At 38.5% G+C, this 18,676-nt stretch carries 12 protein-coding genes; 11 read left to right on the top strand and 1 reads right to left on the bottom strand.

Annotated elements, in window-relative coordinates; all coding sequences use genetic code 11:
• Positions 1–3: 3 nt before the first annotated feature.
• From FSZ17_RS03585 to pflA, 7 genes are all read left to right on the top strand, one after another.
• The gene (locus tag FSZ17_RS03585; protein WP_057776305.1) at positions 4–720 is read left to right on the top strand and encodes a hypothetical protein; all 717 of its coding nucleotides are present in this window, start codon (positions 4–6) and stop codon (positions 718–720) included.
• Between the two features lie 137 nt (positions 721–857).
• Positions 858–2,324, top strand: coding sequence for a VWA domain-containing protein (locus FSZ17_RS03590; RefSeq protein WP_057776306.1), 1,467 nt, complete (start codon positions 858–860; stop codon positions 2,322–2,324).
• A gap of 250 nt (positions 2,325–2,574) precedes the next feature.
• Positions 2,575–4,653 (top strand): PrsW family glutamic-type intramembrane protease, encoded by a 2,079-nt coding sequence (locus tag FSZ17_RS03595; RefSeq protein ID WP_057776307.1) that lies wholly within the window; start codon positions 2,575–2,577, stop codon positions 4,651–4,653.
• Between the two features lie 86 nt (positions 4,654–4,739).
• A complete protein-coding gene (locus FSZ17_RS03600; RefSeq protein WP_228460274.1) occupies positions 4,740–5,300 on the top strand; it encodes a hypothetical protein in 561 nt (186 codons plus the stop codon).
• 242 nt (positions 5,301–5,542) lie between these two features.
• Positions 5,543–5,752: a hypothetical protein gene (locus FSZ17_RS03605; protein WP_057776309.1), complete on the top strand. Its 210-nt coding sequence runs from the start codon at positions 5,543–5,545 to the stop codon at positions 5,750–5,752.
• Between the two features lie 506 nt (positions 5,753–6,258).
• The gene (gene pflB / locus FSZ17_RS03610; RefSeq protein WP_057776310.1) at positions 6,259–8,508 is read left to right on the top strand and encodes a formate C-acetyltransferase; all 2,250 of its coding nucleotides are present in this window, start codon (positions 6,259–6,261) and stop codon (positions 8,506–8,508) included.
• Between the two features lie 94 nt (positions 8,509–8,602).
• On the top strand, positions 8,603–9,331 hold the full coding sequence (gene pflA, locus FSZ17_RS03615) for a pyruvate formate-lyase-activating protein (protein WP_057776311.1): 729 nt from the start codon (positions 8,603–8,605) through the stop codon (positions 9,329–9,331).
• Between the two features lie 234 nt (positions 9,332–9,565).
• Here the strand turns inward: pflA and adhE are convergent, their stop codons facing one another.
• Positions 9,566–12,169, bottom strand: coding sequence for a bifunctional acetaldehyde-CoA/alcohol dehydrogenase (gene adhE, locus FSZ17_RS03620; RefSeq protein ID WP_057776312.1), 2,604 nt, complete (start codon positions 12,167–12,169; stop codon positions 9,566–9,568).
• Between the two features lie 452 nt (positions 12,170–12,621).
• On the opposite strand from adhE, the gene FSZ17_RS03625 reads away from it, so the two are divergent.
• From FSZ17_RS03625 to FSZ17_RS03645, 4 genes are all read left to right on the top strand, one after another.
• Positions 12,622–13,257 carry a transcriptional regulator CcpN gene (locus FSZ17_RS03625; RefSeq protein ID WP_185150663.1) on the top strand — a complete coding sequence of 212 codons (636 nt, stop codon included), beginning with the start codon at positions 12,622–12,624 and terminating at the stop codon, positions 13,255–13,257.
• Positions 13,258–13,280: 23 nt separating this feature from the next.
• Entirely contained in the window at positions 13,281–14,096 is an 816-nt protein-coding gene (locus FSZ17_RS03630; RefSeq protein ID WP_057776313.1) for a pyruvate, water dikinase regulatory protein, read from the top strand.
• Between the two features lie 2 nt (positions 14,097–14,098).
• Complete coding sequence (gene ppdK, locus FSZ17_RS03635; RefSeq protein WP_057776314.1) at positions 14,099–16,768, top strand: pyruvate, phosphate dikinase; 2,670 nt, start codon at positions 14,099–14,101, stop codon at positions 16,766–16,768.
• Positions 16,769–17,303: 535 nt separating this feature from the next.
• Positions 17,304–18,644 (top strand): vWA domain-containing protein, encoded by a 1,341-nt coding sequence (locus FSZ17_RS03645; RefSeq protein ID WP_228460275.1) that lies wholly within the window; start codon positions 17,304–17,306, stop codon positions 18,642–18,644.
• Positions 18,645–18,676: the final 32 nt, after the last annotated feature.

Genomic DNA, 18,676 nt, shown 5'->3' on the forward strand with positions numbered 1-18,676 from the left:
TACATGAAAAGAATTTTATCTAATTCAATCTATTTATATTCGAGTAAATTTGTACCTCTTAGTTGCTTGTCATTAATAACGTACGTACCGCTTCTATTTTTGCATACATTTATTGTGAATATTATCTATAGTCAATCACGTTTTATGGAATATCCGGGTGTTGTCGGAGATGCAGCTAATGGGATATTTATGCTCGTTTTTTTAACAATTGCCCAAGTTCCATTTATTAAGCTAACCATTTTGTATCATGAGGATGAGGAATCGATATTTAAGAAATCATTAGGATTTTCAATGGATAGAATGATTTCCATGTACGTCTTTGCTTGTCTGTATGCATTATGCGTATTTTTAGGCGGATTACTTTTTGTTATTCCAGGTTTAATCGTATTATTTCTTTTTTATTATGTTCCATATTTTATTGCGGATGGTGTTAAGTCATATAAAGTAGCAATTAGGAAGTCGGTTAGCTTAGTAAAAAAGAGATTTTTAATTATATTAGTAATAATTGGAGCCATTACTGCCATTCAATTATTATTTGAAAATGTTCTATTTGCATTTATTTCTTTCTATACTGATACGTATTTCGTATTTTTGTTTACAAAAATTGTTTTACAAATGTTTATCCTGCCATTCCAAGTTATTCTTGTTACAAATATGTTCATTGATATTAAGATCGATCAAACGAATGAAATTCCAACGCATACACTTTTAAAAAGTTAAGGAAAACGTTGGAATTCTAATGTAATGAGGGAAAGCTATTTAACGTAAAATAGTAGACTATGTAGAAATTAATTTTTTCTATAAAAAGGTTAAGAATGCTGAGACGAAAATATTCATTAAAAGGAGCTTGTAATTGGATGATAAAACACATTAATAAGCGCTATGTAATCATATTTATCTTGCTCGTCTCTTTCATCTCAGCATTTTTATTTGTTATAAGTTCAACTGAAAATTCCACAAAAGAAGCATCGGAGAAGCCGCAAAGTAATAAAGAAGAGTATGAGGAGATTGAGGATGATTTATTAGAAGAGAACAGGCCAAAGCAATTAGATGCAGAAGAAATTTTGGCTAATCTTCCATCAACTTTAGAAAAGATTGATGAAATTGTTGCCTATCCAGTTGGGGCATTTTCAGGTAGACAATACCGTGATTTGACAGAAGATGAAAAGTTATATATTCTTGAACATTTTGATAAGCTCCCTAAAATAGGAGATTCAGATCCGAAGAAGGATCAGCCAACAGATGAAGAAATCGAGCCATATTGGCGATTAGTTTATTCATTGTTTCATGAAGACTATCCAGGGCCGAATGATATTTTAAAAGAATTAAATACAATATTGTTCGGGAGACCAGATTTAGAGGACGATCGCTATCGTTTTAAGGAGCATCTGAATGTTGAAATTATTCTAGATGCTAGCGGCAGTATGGCCAAAAAAATTGACGGAAAAACAATGATGGATATGGCAAAGGAAGCAATTCAAGAGTTCACTGCAGACTTACCAAAGGATGCAAATGTAGCTCTTCGGGTCTATGGACATAAAGGAAGCGGGTCTAACCAAGATAAACAGCTTTCATGCGCTAGTAATGAACTTGTTTATCCTTTAAAAAAATATAATGCCTATAGTTTAAAGTCCTCATTAAAGAGGTTTAAGCCATCAGGATGGACACCACTTGCTAAAGCGATCGAAGAAGCAAAAAGTGATTTATCAGCGTATAACGGTGAAAACCACACAAATATCATTTATTTAGTTAGCGATGGGGTTGAAACGTGTGGGGGTGACCCTGTAAAGGCAGCACAAGAACTTGCAGATTCAAATATTACACCAATCGTGAATATTATTGGCTTCAATGTTGATAGCGAAGGTCAAAGACAATTAAAAGAGATTGCAGATGCTGCAAAAGGAACATATACAACGGTATTAAACCAAGAAGGATTATCTGATGAATTCGACCGCTCCAAAGAAATAGCTCAAAAATGGGAAGAATGGGCTGCAGATGCTGTCAAGCAGTTAGAAGATGAAAATAATCAGCAATGGGATAACATTTTTAATGCTTCAAATATATGGATGGAAAAGAATAAGCAGCAACGAATGAACATTATTGATGTTGCAGATGATTTACATAAAAGCGGACAGATTAGTAAGGAATCGGCGGAGATCATAAAAGAAAAGGCTAATGATCAATCAAGGAAGATATTAAAGCTAAGCACTGATTTAAGAGATGGACTTTGGGTTCTCAAAGATAAAAAATACGAAGAAGTTCAGGAAGAAATTGATAAGCTATTTGACGAAAATGTAGAGCGGATAAAAAATAGGAAAAAATGAATCTTTTCGTAAAAAACATCAAAGTCATAAGTTTTAAATGCTTATGACTTTTTATTATATAAGCATGGAAAATAAAAAACTATTAATTAGTACAGATGGTTTATCGCATTTATCGGGCTGTTACACCCCTAAGTGATTCACTTTTTGGAATATCAAATTGTAACAAGGTTACTCAGAAAGGCTATGCAGTAATCATTACTCAATCTATTAAAGGAGGGGAAAGATCATTTTTCTTCAATTTCGGGAAAGGATGATTAATCGTAATGAACAAGTAGCTGAGAGATTTGAAAAGTGGAAAGAAGAGCGTGCTTTATTATTAAAGACTATTAGAAAAATATATATATATCTTATTTGGGTGCTACTGCCAATTGCAATTTTTTTCTGGCTGTTTATCCCTGTTAGCCGTAGTATGGTCATTATTTTGTTTTGGAGCTATTATGCTCTATGGCAATTTTGGATGCTTTCGCGCAGTAAAACAATTACATGGGCACTCTTTTCTCGTTTTTTTCTAGTTGGAACATGGGTGGCAGGGCCTATTGCTGCACTAATCATGTGGTCAATTCACTTTGTTTTTGCAGATGGTGCTTCATCGATAAATGATGTTTGGAGCTCTTCCTTTATAGGCCCTATTGTTGAAGAAGTTGTAAAACTACTGCCACTATTGATTTTTCTATTTTTTACGGGTAAAGAAAGACAATTCAGTTTAGCCGATTATGCTTTGATTGGTGCTGCTCTTGGTACGGGCTTCCAATTTATAGAAGAAGTATTGCGAGCATGGGTAAGCTCACGTGAATCGCTGCTAGCCTCTTTATTTAAAACTCTATTAACTTCAGCGGAAAAGGTTTGGGGATTTGACACTTTGTTTCCTGGATATTTTCAAGCAGGCAGCATTGTAGCAGTTGGTCACCATGTGTGGACAGCCTTTGTCGCGTTAGGAATTGGTGCCGCCATAATATATAGGAAGCGTTTCGGTCGAATCATTTGGCTTCTGCCTAGCTTTCTATTATTATGGGCCATCTTTGATCATGCTATGTATAATGCACAAGTTTCAGTGTTAAAACCAGTTCTTTTCGTGGAATTAGCCCACTTTTTATCAGGTCAGGGACATTGGTATAAGTGGACATTTGTACTGGCTCTTTTACTAGCAGTATACTTGGATTATAAACAACTAAATCGCGTGAAAGCTTCTTTGCCTCTGCTTCCAAGTGAGCAGCTCATCGAACCGTTTACCGAACTAGCAACATTGACTCAGTCCTTTTTTAAAGGACCCAAGCAGTGGGGAAGTATGATGGGCTTTTTCCGGGAAAGGAGAGCTTTCGGATTCGCCCTTCTTTTAAAAGAGAGGGAGGGAAAAAGAAATAAGCTGCAGAAAAGGATGACTGCCATTTACCAAACTGTTGCAGTTGTTGTTCTTTTAGTTCTCATTTTGGGGACTTTCTCGCAAATGGCAGCTGACTCCACCTATTATTTTGCTGGCTTGTTTGAAAACCTGTCGACTTGGTGGAACAAGCTAAACTGGTATGAAAAAACCGGCGTGATTGTAACAACTGCTCTTGCCATTGCTCTATTCACGGTAGCATCTGGCGGTGGAATCATTGCAGCAGGATTTACAGGCTTTGGTGCTGCGATGGTTGCCAAGGATGTGCTCGATAGTTCGGGCGCCATCGCCAATATGATCAAAAACCCAAAAAGCGCGTTCGGCAAGTGGCTGGAAAAAGCAAAACAAATGCCGCCGCAAGAACTCACCATTGCAGCTGCGATCGTCCTGCTTGATGCCCTAATCAAACGTTTTCCTGCAACAAGAGCACTAGACGAACTATTAAACTCCTTACAAAAACAAGCACAGCACCTCGGAAAAAAACTAAAGCTCGATACTCACGGACCAGAGCCAGCATTGGCAGGCACTAGCCACCTGCCACCACATCAAACCCATACCACTTTTAGTGAGGGGAGTGGGAGTCACACGAAGAACAATGGTGATTCGGGAAAAGGGGATTCTGGTAAGGGTACGGGTGAAATTCCTAAGAGAACATATGAGCCTAGTCCAAAACATGACCCGAAAAGTGGTTGGGGGAGTCCAAACCCTATCCCGAATACTAAAATAGGGCAAGAGTTATTGGACAATGCTTACTCTTCTTATAAAAATAAGCAACTTTACAATATATATGAGGGAAAGCTTATTAAATTTCAACCAGATGGAGATACAGGTTGGCATCCATATGAAGTTAAGAATCCTGCTAAGGAAGTACCTGCCGATGTGTTAAGACAGTTGCTTAAAGATGGTAAGATTACAAAAGTGGAATACAATAAACTATTAAAAAATAAGTGAGGTGCATATCTCTGAAGACGTTCGGTAATAAAGACATATTTGGTATTGAATATGAGTTGCTTACTAATCCTTTTTATGAAAATAGTTTGATTGGAGAAACATGGGGGACACTTAAACTATCTGTTAAAGGAAAAGATGTTTGCCAATATGAAAGAGAGAACATTGTGAAGACCTATCAATGGAATTTAATTTACATTGTTGAATGGTTCAGTGAAAATCTTAAGTATATATTGAGTGATGAGCCATTTCCTCTCCCAGTGGCAGGGGATAACTCTCTTGAGCTTTTAGATAATTGTTTGTTGTTTGAGACAGACGATGACGATGAATTTGACACATGGTTCGATACAAAACAAGAATGGGAGTTTAAACACTCCTGGTTTTCCAATAGAGCAGGCTCTTTTTTACCAGATATTTTCTTCAGAAGGGTTGACGGTGAAATAGAGATTGCATGGAATAATGAATTAATGTATTCCTCCGATGGAATAAATTTTATATATCCAACTGGAGTTGACTATATCTCAATTGATATATTTAATTCTACTGTTAGACATTTTATTGATGATTTCTTGGATAATCTTCTGCTTACTACTAAAAACAAAAGTGATGCTGAAAGATTTTACAAAAAAGTAAGGAATTTAATCAAATAGTGATTTTAAAACCTTGAATAGCTAAATGCTTTCAAGGTTTTTATAACAAAAAAATATATCATAATTACCAACTAACAGAAAAGAATGACAGTAATGTACCAAACTCTTGCAGTTATTGTTCTTTTAGTTCTCATTTTGGGGACTTTCTCGCAAATGGCAGCTGACTCTCTCCATTATCTTGCAGGCTTATTCGAGAACCTTTCGACATAGTAGAACAAACTCATCTGGTATGATATACCGGAGTGCTTGTCACAACGGCTCTAACCATTGCTTTATTTACGCTAGCATCTAGCGGGGGAATCATTGCAGCAGGATTTACAGGCTTTGGTGCTGCGATGGTTGCCAAAGATGTGCTCGATAGTTCGGGGTACCATCGCCAATATGATCAAACCCAAAAAGCGAGTTCGGCCAGTGGATGGAAAAAGCAAAACAAATCCCGCCACAAGAACTAATCATTGCAGCTGTAATTGTCCTGCTTGATGCACTAATCAAACGTTTTCCTATAACAAGAACACTAGACGAACTATTACCCTCTTTGCAAAACAAACACAACACCTTAGAAAAAACTAAAGCTCGATACTCTAAAACCAGAGCCAACATTCCCATGCAATAACAGTCTTCCTCCCCACCAATGTTTCTGTAGAATATCCAAAACATTTGTAGTACAGAGTTACATGCTCAATTTTTCACAAACATTTAATAATTGAAAGAGTAACTAAAGCCAAATTAATAGTATGCTTAAAGTAGAAGCTGTTATATACAAAAATAACATCCTGTATTAATCGCAGATTAACGGGCAGTAAGACCCCCACTTCAAGGTTGCGAGAGAATTAAAGAAACCTAAGTGGGGGATCAACTGCCCGTAAAGGCCCGATTAGTTCAACTAACCATCAGTGGGGGATGAAAGTAAACCCCCACTGATGGAAGTTTCACTTTATAAAAAAGGGAGGATTTCGTTATGACACAAGTACTTGAAAATGTTGTGAATGCATGGCAAGAGTTTAGAGGCGGCAAGTGGAAAAAAGAAATTGATGTAAGAGATTTTATTTTAAAAAACATCAATGTCTACAGCGGAGACGAATCATTTCTAGCTGATGCAACCAACGCAACAAACGTACTTTGGAAGCAAGTGATGGAACTGACGAAACAGGAACGTGAAAACGGTGGTGTGTTAGATATGGACACAAAAATCGTGTCCACGATCACTTCCCATGAACCAGGATATTTAAATAAAGGATTAGAAAAAATAGTTGGATTTCAAACGGACAGACCTTTCAAACGCTCCATGCAGCCATTTGGCGGAATTCGCATGGCAGAGCAATCATGTGAGTCTTACGGATTTAAAGTAGATGAGGAAATAAGCCGGATTTTCAGGGAGTGGCGCAAAACGCATAACCAAGGTGTATTTGATATTTATAACGAAGAAATGAAAGCGGCAAGAAAGTCTGGCGTTATTACAGGCCTACCTGATGCTTATGGACGCGGCCGCATTATCGGCGATTATCGTCGTGTAGCATTATACGGAGTAGATCGTCTGATTGAAGAGAAGAAAAACGATTTGCAATTGACGAGTAAAACAATGAGCGATGATGTAATACGTCTTCGCGAAGAGTTATCTGAACAAATTCGTTCCTTGATGGAACTGAAACAAATGGCAGCTGCACATGGTTTTGACATTTCGAAACCGGCAACAAATGCCCGAGAAGCATTCCAATGGCTATACTTTGCTTATCTTGCAGCTATTAAAGAACAAAATGGAGCTGCGATGAGCTTAGGCCGTACATCTACCTTCTTAGACATTTATATTGAACGCGACCTTCAAAACGGTACGTTAACGGAAGAAGAAGCACAAGAACTTGTAGATCATTTCGTAATGAAGCTTCGTCTTGTAAAATTTGCAAGAACACCGGACTATAATGAACTATTCTCCGGCGACCCGACTTGGGTAACAGAATCGATTGGAGGTATCGCGTTAGACGGTCGTCCGTTAGTGACGAAAAACTCTTTCCGTTTCCTTCATACATTAGATAACTTAGGCCCTGCTCCGGAACCAAACTTGACCGTTCTTTGGTCTCCAACCTTACCGGAAGGCTTTAAGAACTATTGTGCAAAAATGTCGATTAAAACATCTGCAATTCAATATGAAAACGACGAGATCATGCGTCCGGAATTTGGAGACGATTACGGTATTGCATGCTGTGTATCGGCAATGAGAATCGGTAAGCAGATGCAGTTCTTTGGAGCCCGTGCAAATTTGGCAAAAGCACTGTTATATGCGATTAACGGCGGAAAAGATGAAAAATCTAAAGCGCAAGTAGGACCAGAGTTTGCGCCAATCACATCCGAAATATTGGATTACAATGAAGTTATGCGTAAATTTGATATGACAATGGAATGGCTGGCAGAGCTTTATATCAACACATTAAACGTCATCCATTACATGCACGATAAATACAGCTATGAGCGTGTAGAAATGGCTCTTCATGATACGGAAATCATTCGTACAATGGCAACGGGTATAGCCGGTCTCTCTGTAGTGGCAGACTCTTTGAGTGCCATTAAATATGCAAAAGTGTCACCAATTCGGGATGAAAACGGCATTGCAGTCGACTTTCAAATTGAGGGTGACTTCCCGAAATACGGCAATAATGATGACCGAGTGGATTCTATCGCAGTTGAACTTGTAGAATGCTTCATGAAAAAGCTGCGCAAGTATAAAACGTATCGTAATTCTGTACACACTATGTCGATCTTAACAATCACGTCTAACGTGGTGTACGGCAACAAAACGGGAAATACACCTGATGGAAGACGTGCAGGAGAACCATTTGCACCGGGTGCAAACCCAATGCACGGGCGTGATGTAAAAGGGGCTTTAGCATCATTGCTTTCTGTAGCGAAGCTGCCATACGAGCAGGCGTTAGATGGAATTTCAAACACATTCTCTATTATTCCAAAAGCGCTCGGAAATGAAGAAGAGACACAAATCAAGAACTTGGCTGCTTTACTCGATGGCTATGCAGAAAAAGAAGGGCATCATTTGAATATCAACGTGTTCAATCGTGACACACTGATGGATGCGATGGAACATCCGGAAAAATATCCACAATTAACCATTCGTGTATCCGGGTATGCAGTAAACTTCATAAAATTAACTCGTGAACAGCAAATTGACGTGGTTAATCGTACGATGCATGCAAGCATGTAATAGGAGGAAAGGCAATCTCTCTGATTGGCAGAAAGATTGCCTTATATTAATGGTGAGAAATTACTAACTCCTACTTGGTATAGGGGGAAATGCAATGAAAGGACATATTCATTCCATAGAGACATGCGGAACAGTGGACGGGCCAGGTATCCGTTATATCGTGTTTACTCAAGGCTGTTTGTTGCGATGTCAATATTGCCATAATGCTGATACATGGGAAATAGGAAAAGGAAAAAGCATGACGGTGGAAGAAATCATTAATGACCTGCAATCGTATATTCCATTTATAGAAGCTTCCAGAGGCGGTATTACTGTAAGCGGTGGAGAGCCCCTTTTACAGCTTGATTTCCTGATTGCGTTATTAAAGGAATGTAAAAAAATCGGAGTGCACACAGCCATTGATACATCGGGTGGTTGTTACACGAATGAGCTGGTATTCCAAGCTAAATTAGATCAATTAATGGAGTATACCGATTTAGTGCTGCTAGACTTGAAGCATATTGACCCAAAGCGCCATCAGAAATTAACTGGCAAGCCAAATGAGCATATTTTAAAGTTTGCCCGCTATCTGTCTGATAAGAAAAAGCCAGTCTGGATCCGTCATGTTCTTGTACCTGGGATTACAGATGAGGAAGAGGATTTACGTCATCTACGAGCATTTATTGATACACTGAAAAATGTAGAAAAAGTAGAAGTACTGCCATATCATCAGCTTGGAGTATATAAATGGGAACAATTAGGCCATAAATATCCTCTAAAAGGGGTACAACCTCCTGCCGCTGAGACGATCGCATTCGCAAATCAAATACTAGTGAAAAACTAAAACGAAGGTTGTCCCATGCTGTAATTTGGGACAATCTTTTTGGCTAATAGGAAAGTTTAAGTTTATTAACGTACTAAAGTATAGTGTGTTTTTAATTAAATATCTGCTAATAAGATCGCATAAGTAAAACTAAGACATTCGCCAAAAAGGACTTTGCGAATGCCGGGTTTTTCCAATACGTTAGCACGTCGTAAAAAAACAGTCCCTAGCGGAAGGGACTGTTTAAAACTTATTCTACACGCCCTTAAAGGCCTGGCGGTACACTTCTGCCAGCTCGGCGACTAACGGCAGTTTTGGATTGGCTGTTGTGCATTGGTCTTCAAATGCCCGTTCTGCCAACCAGTCTACTTTACTTTCAAATTCCGCTTTTTCTACACCATTCGCTTCGATGCTCATTGGAATATCAAGTTCTTTAGCCAGCTTAATAACTGCTTGAATTAAGCTTTCCACGCCTTCTTCTGTCGTACGGGCAGGCAATCCAAGTGTTCGGGCAATTTCTGCATAGCGTACGTCAGCAACAAATTTCTCGTATTTAGGGAATGCTGTAAACTTTTTCGGTTTTGTCGCATTGTAACGGATAACGTGTGGCATAAGAATCGTATTGGCGCGTCCGTGAGCGATATGGAATTCAGCTCCAAGCTTATGTGCTAGACTGTGGTTTATGCCAAGGAATGCGTTGGCAAACGCCATCCCGGCTATCGTTGACGCATTATGCATTTTTTCGCGTGCGATTTCATCACTGCCATTTCGGTAAGCAATCGGCAAGTATTCAAAAACAAGCTGAATAGCCTTCATAGCAAGCCCATCTGTGTAGTCATTCGCCATAACAGAAACATAGGCTTCTATTGCATGTGTTAATACGTCCATTCCTGTATCTGCCGTAATATGTTTCGGCACCGTCATAACAAATTGCGGATCAATAATTGCGACATCAGGCGTTAGTTCATAGTCAGCGAGAGGGTATTTTATATTGGCTTTTTTGTCTGTAATGACCGAGAAAGAAGTTACTTCAGAACCAGTTCCAGATGTTGTTGGAATAGCAACAAATTGAGCTCTCTCACCAAGCTTCGGATATTTGACAACTCGTTTTCTTATATCTAAGAATTTCTGTTTGAGTCCAAAGAATTCTGTTTCCGGATATTCATAGAACAGCCACATTCCTTTTGCGGCATCCATTGCGGATCCGCCCCCCAGCGCGATAATGACATCCGGCTGGAAGCTTGCCATCCTTTCAGCGCCTTTCATCACGGTCTCGATTAATGGATCAGGTTCTACTTCTGAAAATATCTCGCAGTGGACATAATCTGGACGTTTTCGTAAATAGTATAAGACTTTATTGACATATCCTAATTTTACCATTCCTGGATCTGTTACGATGAATGCTTTTGAGATGTTTGGCATTTTTGCCAAATATTGAGTTGAGTTTTTCTCGAAATAAATTTTTGGCGGTACTTTGAACCACTGCATATTTACATTCCTTTTCGCCATTTTTTTAATATTGACCAAGTGTATGGCTCCGACGTTCTCAGAGACTGAATTGCCTCCGTATGTGCCGCAGCCTAGTGTTAATGAAGGCATATAGGCATTATAAATATCACCTATGGCCCCCTGTGAAGATGGAGCATTCAAAATAATACGCCCGGCTTTCATTCGTTTGCCGAAAGCATTCATGACTTCTTGATCAGCCGAATGCAGAACAGCCGAGTGGCCCAATCCGCCAAACTCCAGCATTTCTTCTGCTTTTTTTAAGCCTTCTTCCAGATTATTAACCTTATAGCATGCAAGCACTGGACTTAACTTTTCACGGGAAAGCGGATATTGCGGTCCAACACCTTTTAGTTCTGCTACTAAAATTTTTGTTTCTTCCGGAACCGTAAGTCCTGCCATTTTAGCAATTTTTGCAGCTGGCATTCCGACAATGTCGGCATTAACTGCACAAGAGTGTTCGTTAATGACAAGCTTCTCTATTTTTCTCCGCTCTTCTTCATTTAAAAAATAGCAGTGATTCGCTATCATCTCTTTTTTCACTTCAGCATAGATGTCTTTATCAACGATAACAGCCTGCTCAGAAGCACAAATCATTCCATTATCGAAAGTTTTTGATAAAATTAAGTCGTTAACCGCCCGTTGGATGTTCGCTGTTTTTTCAATATAGCAAGGGACGTTTCCTGGTCCAACCCCAAGGGCAGGCTTGCCAGAGCTGTAGGCTGACTTAACCATTCCTGCTCCGCCAGTAGCTAAGATGAGTGATATATTCGGGTGATTCATTAGCTGCTGAGTTGCTTCCAATGAAGGCTTATCAATCCACTGGATACAATTCTCCGGAGCCCCCGCCATTATAGCAGCATCTCTTAAGACTCGGGCTGCTTCACTGCTGCATTTTTGTGCAGATGGATGGAAGGCGAAAATGATTGGGTTTCGCGTCTTGATTGAAATAAGCGCCTTGAACATGGTTGTCGAAGTTGGATTCGTTACCGGTGTTACCCCCGCAATGACCCCAACAGGCTCGACAATTTCATAGATTCCTTCATGTTCATTTTTATGTATAATTCCAACCGTTTTATCGTATTTAATATTGTGATACACATATTCTGTTGCAAACATATTTTTAATAATTTTGTCTTCATATACACCTCGGCCTGTTTCTTCAACAGCGAGTTTGGCAAGAGGCATATGCTGATCGAGACCCGCTAATGCCATTTGCTTGACGATGTGATCAATCTTTTCCTGATCATAATCTTGAAACTCTTTTAAAGCCTCCTGACCATTCTTTACAAGAAGATCGATCATGTTTGTTTCAGCCTTTTTTTCATTTAATGCTTTTTCTTTAACCGCCATTGTCTATTCACCTCATTTGTGAAATGTTTCACATAAAATTTAAAAAAAAATTAAATCTCAAACAAGTCCTTCGTATATGTTTTTAAATCAGCTGAAAAAGCTTTCCATTCACAGATCATCATTCATTATCACTCCTTTAAGCTTTTATATTTTTAGAATATCATGGAAAAAATACAATAGTTTGTGAAGTATTGAACAAATGATGAATATTAATAAAAAATTATATCCCCCATGATATAACTTGGCTGCTTGTTGCAGGCAAAAAATGCAGAGGATAGCCAACCTAAACAATATAATAAATAATTTCAAAGGCGGTAGAGCCAGTTTGATATATTGTCAAATTTTCTTATCTTTAATTTTTATCAAATATGTTATACTATATAAAAAAAGTATAACTTATTTACAGTTTATCTATAAAATATAACACACTTATTATCGTGAAGAGGGTGATAATGATTAAGCTATCTAATCGCCAGGATGAAATCCTTCAAATCGTAAAGCGAAGCGGACCAATAACGGGGAACGAAATTGCAAAGAAGCTTTCGGTTTCAAGGGCAGCGTTAAGACCAGATCTCGCTATTTTAACGAGATCCGGTAATTTAGATGCAAGACCTCGAGTTGGTTATTTTTATAATGAAGAATTTCGAATGATGGCTCAGTCGGAACAGTTTATCAAACAAAAAGTAAAGGATTTTAAAGCGCATCCGATTGTCGTTGAAACATCAACTTCTGCTTATGATGCCATTGTCCAGTTATTTTTAGAGGATGTTGGTACACTTTATGCAGTTGATTCAGAGGGCCATTTGGCTGGTGTTGTTTCACGGAAGGATTTACTAAGGGCTGCGCTCGGAAATAGGGATCTTCAAGAAGTGCCTGTAAGTGTGATCATGACGAGGATGCCGAATATTACTACCATTTATCCCGAAGAAACCTTGCTAGAGGCGGCAAAGAAAATGATTAATTATCATATTGATTCCTTGCCTGTAGTAAAGGAAGTAAAAGGGGAAAAAAATAAATATTTATTATTAGGACGAATCACGAAAACGACGATAACACGAGGTTATTTAGAATTAATTGAAGGCAAATAAGACTCAGGGGAGGTGCTGAAATATTGGAACGGAAAGAAGTGGTCTATGTAGTTTCTGACTCGGTTGGAGAAACGGCTGAATTTGTTGTAAAAGCAGTGGCAACACAGTTTAACGGAGGACAAATTGAAATTCGCCGAAATTCATATGTGGATGACATTGAAGATATTGAAGATGTCATTATGTTAGCTAATAAAGATTATTCGATAATTGCTTATACAATTGTCATTCCTGCATTAAAGGAATATTTAGACAAAAGAGCAAGAGAAGAGGGGATATTAGCGGTTGATTTGCTTAATCCATTAATGAATGCGTTTGAAACTAGGTTTAACAAAGTGCCTCATCATAGTCCCGGATTAATGCGAAAATTGGACGAAGAATATTTTAGAAAAATCGAAGCAATTGAATTCGCCGTGAAATATGATGATGGACGTGACCCAAGAGGAATTACAAAGGCAGATATTGTTTTAATTGGTGTTTCAAGGACTTCAAAAACGCCATTATCAATGTACTTGGCGCATAAACGGTTTAAAGTCGCAAATGTTCCGCTAGTTCCAGAGGTTCCGCCACCGGATGAATTATTCGAAATCCCCAGAAAGAATTGTATTGGCTTGATCATTTCTCCGGATAAATTAAATGACATACGCAAAGAACGGCTAAAGGCTTTAGGATTAGGTTCACAAGCAAATTATGCAAGCTATGAGCGGATCCTTGACGAACTAGATTATGCTGAAAAAATCATGAAGCGTGTAGGCTGTCCTATTATCAATGTATCAAATAAGGCAGTAGAAGAAACGGCTGGATTAATTTTAGAAGTGTTAAAAAAAGAGAGGAGCTTTTAATCATGAGAAAATTTGTTTATTTATTTCATGAAGGTCAAGGGAATATGAAAGATTTACTTGGAGGGAAAGGAGCAAATCTAGCTGAAATGACTAGAATTGGCTTACCGGTCCCATATGGCTTTACGATTACAACAGAAGCTTGTAATGCTTACTATGAAGCTGAAAAAACAATACCTTCTTTAGTAGAACAGCAGACTCTTGAAGCTCTAAGTCGTTTAGAAGAGAAAATGGGCAAAAAGCTTGGAGACTCTGAAAACCCATTCTTTGTTTCTGTACGCTCAGGTTCTGTTTTCTCAATGCCTGGTATGATGGATACGATATTAAATCTTGGTATGAATGATGAAACTGTTATCGGATTGGGGAAATTAACGAATAATCCACGGTTTGCATACGATTCTTACCGCCGTTTCATTCAAATGTTCAGTAATGTTGTTCTAGAAATCGATACTTTTTATTTCGAGCAATTATTAGAAGAAGTGCGTGAGCAAAAGGGTTACTCCTCTGACCCTGAATTAACGGCTGAAGATTGGAAAGAAGTCATTGCAGGCTATAAGGAAATTGTAAAAAAACATATGAGAAAAGCATTCCCACAAGATCCAAAGGAACAGCTTTTTCTTGCTATTAATGCGGTGTTTAATTCTTGGAATAATCAGCGTGCCATTGTTTACCGCCGTCTGAATAAAATTCCTGACCATCTTGGAACTGCTGTGAATATTCAAAGTATGGTATTTGGAAACATGGGGAATGACTCGGGTACTGGAGTTGCTTTTACAAGAAATCCATCGACTGGTGAACGAAAGCTTTATGGTGAATATTTAATCAATGCCCAAGGAGAAGACGTCGTTGCAGGTATTCGTACACCGCAACCGATTGCTACTTTACAGAATGAAATGCCAGACGTTTATAAGCAATTTACAGATACATGTCATCTTCTTGAACAACATTATCAAGAAATGCAGGATATCGAGTTTACGGTAGAACGCGGCAAGCTTTTCATTCTCCAAACACGTAATGGCAAGCGTACTGCACAAGCAGCTATTCGGATTGCGGTAGAGATGGTAGATGAAGGAATTATTGATAAAAAGAGTGCTCTCCTTCGTGTGGACCCTGATCAATTAAATCAGCTTCTTCATCGCCGTATCGATGATTCTGTCCAAAAAGCCATTTTAGCAAAGGGATTGCCTGCATCTCCGGGTGCTGCTACTGGTCAGGTTGTCTTCGATGCTGATGAAGCAGAACAATTAGCGAATGAAGGCAAAAAGGTGATCCTTGTCCGACCAGAAACCACACCAGATGATATTCATGGCATTGTGGCTTCACAAGCCATTTTAACAAGCCGCGGTGGGATGACAAGTCATGCAGCGGTTGTTGCCAGAGGAATGGGAAAAGCTTGTATTTGTGGATGCGAGGCAATAAAAATTGATTTAAGAGCGAAACAATTTGTGGTTGGTGAAACTGTCGTTCATTATGGAGATATTATTACAATTGATGGTTCTACTGGTGAAATTATTCTAGGGGAAGTACCAATGATTGATCCAGAACTATCCGATGAATTCCAACGTTTACTGGCTTGGGCGGATGAAGAACGTAAACTTGGCGTTCGTGCTAATGCTGATACTCCAGAAGATGCGAAGAAAGCCTTTGAATTTGGTGCAGGTGGAATTGGATTATGCCGTACGGAACATATGTTTATGGACCTGAAACGAATTCCAATTGTTCAAAAAATGATTTTAGCGGAAAATACCAAAGAGAGAATGGAAGCACTTGAACAGCTTTTACCAATGCAGCAAGGCGATTTTGAAGGGATTTTTGAAGCGATGCAAGGATACCCAGTCACAGTTCGCTTACTAGATCCGCCTCTTCATGAATTTTTACCTCAAAAAGAGGAGCTTTTGGTTGAAGTAACAAGGTTACAAATATTAGACCCACAATCAAAGGAATTGAAGAAAAAAGAGCAGTTGCTGAAAAAGGTGCGCCAATTGGATGAGTATAATCCAATGCTAGGTCTTCGCGGCTGCCGCCTTGGAATGATGCATCCAGAAATCTATGAAATGCAGGCAAAGGCAATTTTTTATGCTGCCGCAAAGCTAGCTGAAAGAGAAATTGAAGTTCAGCCAGAAATCATGATCCCGCTAGTAGGTCATGTGAATGAATTACAGCAAATGCGCCAGGTAGTTATTGACGCTGCTCATTTTGTACAAGAAGAAACAGGTAAAGCAATTGAGTATACGGTCGGTACGATGATTGAAATTCCACGTGCTGCATTAACAGCTGACCAAATTGCAGAGGAAGCGGACTTCTTCTCATTTGGTACAAATGATTTAACGCAAACGACATTCGGCTACAGCCGTGATGATGCAGAAGGTAAATTCCTACAGGCCTATATTGAAAACAAAGTTCTTCCAGAAAATCCATTCGCCGTACTTGATCAGAATGGTGTCGGAAAGCTTGTTGAAACAGGTGTAAAACTAGGACGTACAACAAAACCTAAGCTAAAAACAGGTATTTGTGGAGAACATGGCGGCGAGAAGAGTTCCATTGAGTTCTGCTACAAAACTGGTTTAGATTATGTAAGCTGTTCGCCATATCGTGTACCTCTTGCTCGTTTAGCAGCAGCACAAGCAACGATTCGCCATGAGCTTAATAAAGAAGAGGTTTTTACAACAGCATAATTTATCGCAGATTAACGGGCAGTAAGACCCCCACTTCAAGGTTTCAAGAGAATCAAAGAAACCTAAGTGGGGGATCAACTGCCCGTAAAGGCCCGATTGGTTCAACTATCCATCAGTGGGGGATGAAAGAAAGCCCCCACCGATGGAAGTTTCACTTTATCGTAATAAATGTTGATTGACTCTTCTTTGTGTTTTTTATTACTGAGTGGATATTAAAGAGAATAGTAGTCTTAGAAACTTTTTAAAATAATTATTACGGTGCAGAAAAAACCTTGATTGGCATTTAGCCTTTCAAGGTTTTTGTTTTGGGTAATTTTATGCTAGTTTCTTTAGATTATATTACTAATTTCCTATTTTTGTATAATAAGAGGTACAAATTTTGGTAATAATGTAAAATAAAACTTGTATAAAAGAAAGGTCAGAACTAATCTTAAGCTGCTGGAAAAATACAGAGGAGCTGATCCTCAAGTTCACTCTTTTGTCGTAGTCAAATAAGGAGGGAATCAATATTAAGAAGCTTCTATACGGAATCATTATGCTGTCAATTATGCTCACAGCTTGTTCTCAAAAGGATAATCAATCGGTTAAATCTCAAACGACTGAACCAAAACAGGTGGAAAAAGAAACGGAGGATAAATACGTTTCAAAAGAAGTTAAGTATTATGAAATCGAGAACCCTGGCCGAGAGTTAATGGATATTGAAAAAGAATTGCTTCGATATCCTGGTATATACAGTGGTGATCAATACGATGAGGAAAAAGTGAAAGAGGCATTGGATCAATTACCTGATCATTTAACGAAAGAGCAATATATGGAGGAACTGATTTATTTGCTTTCTGAGGATTATCATAAAGAAATGGAAACTCTCATTCATTTTGACTCGTCAGTTAATGTTGATATTGAACGTCCAGATGAGGCGGTTAATGCTCCAACTTTGAAGACCGCTCATTACGCGATATTAATTGATGCAAGTGGGAGTATGAAAGCGCCATCTGGCAATAAATCAAGAATGGAAGCAGCCAAAGCAGCTGTTTTAGAATTTGCTGAGCAAATCCCAGAACATGCAACAATATCACTGCGTGTTTATGGTCACAAAGGGTCAGGAAGTAATTCAGATAAGAAATTATCATGCAGCAGTTCGGAGAATTTTTACAATGGAAATTTTGATCAATCGAAGTTTAATGAAGCATTGAACAAAGTAAAACCAGTTGGATGGACTCCTATTGCCCTTGCATTGGAAACAGTTAAAGAAGATATTCCAGAAAATACGGAAGATGTTATCGTATACGTCGTAAGTGATGGAATCGAAACATGCGACGGTGATCCTGCTCAAGCAGCTAAGGATTTAGTTTCTGCTGACATTGAAACAGTCGTAAATATCATTGGATTTGATGTGGACAATGAAGGGCAAAAATTGTTAAAAGAAGTAGCGAGTGCAGGAAAAGGAGAATTTACTTATGTAAATTCTGAACGTGACTTAAAAAGGTATCTGAGAGCTCAATACGAAGAAATTCAGAGGAATTGGCTTGAGTGGAAGGAAGCAGGAAAATCGCAAGCTATAGAAATAAAAGAAGAAAAGAAAAAGCTTTCAATTGATACAAAAGAAAGCATGAAAGAAAAAAGCATTCGAGAAAAAGAGCGGATGAAATTGGCTCAGGCCCATTTGAAGGAAAGATTTGAAGATTATAATCATCCAGCTGCCAATATGTTTTCCATGATCGTTGATTATGGAGATGCAAAATGGAGATATGCAGTAGATACGGGTAACCAAGCTTGGAGTGAAAGCGTAGACAATGGCAACCAAGAATGGAGTAACTATGTTGACGAAGGAAACAAAAAAATTAATGAAACGATAGATAAAAAGAATAAGAAGTAAGAATTATTTCATTTATAAAAGGTTGCGCATGT

Origin of the sequence: Cytobacillus dafuensis (assembly GCF_007995155.1) — a bacterium.
In the GTDB taxonomy this organism is placed as follows: Bacteria; Bacillota; Bacilli; order Bacillales; family Cytobacillaceae; genus Cytobacillus; species Cytobacillus dafuensis.

Excerpts from the sequence above, each read along its gene's own strand:
- FSZ17_RS03585 (WP_057776305.1), top strand. The coding sequence starts at position 4 with ATGAAAAGAATTTTATCTAATTCAATCTATTTATATTCGAGTAAATTT.
- FSZ17_RS03590 (WP_057776306.1), top strand. The coding sequence starts at position 858 with ATGATAAAACACATTAATAAGCGCTATGTAATCATATTTATCTTGCTC.
- FSZ17_RS03595 (WP_057776307.1), top strand. The coding sequence starts at position 2,575 with ATGATTAATCGTAATGAACAAGTAGCTGAGAGATTTGAAAAGTGGAAA.
- pflB (WP_057776310.1), top strand. The coding sequence starts at position 6,259 with ATGACACAAGTACTTGAAAATGTTGTGAATGCATGGCAAGAGTTTAGA.
- pflA (WP_057776311.1), top strand. The coding sequence starts at position 8,603 with ATGAAAGGACATATTCATTCCATAGAGACATGCGGAACAGTGGACGGG.
- adhE (WP_057776312.1), bottom strand. The coding sequence starts at position 12,169 with ATGGCGGTTAAAGAAAAAGCATTAAATGAAAAAAAGGCTGAAACAAAC.
- FSZ17_RS03625 (WP_185150663.1), top strand. The coding sequence starts at position 12,622 with ATGATTAAGCTATCTAATCGCCAGGATGAAATCCTTCAAATCGTAAAG.
- ppdK (WP_057776314.1), top strand. The coding sequence starts at position 14,099 with ATGAGAAAATTTGTTTATTTATTTCATGAAGGTCAAGGGAATATGAAA.
- FSZ17_RS03645 (WP_228460275.1), top strand. The coding sequence starts at position 17,304 with ATGCTGTCAATTATGCTCACAGCTTGTTCTCAAAAGGATAATCAATCG.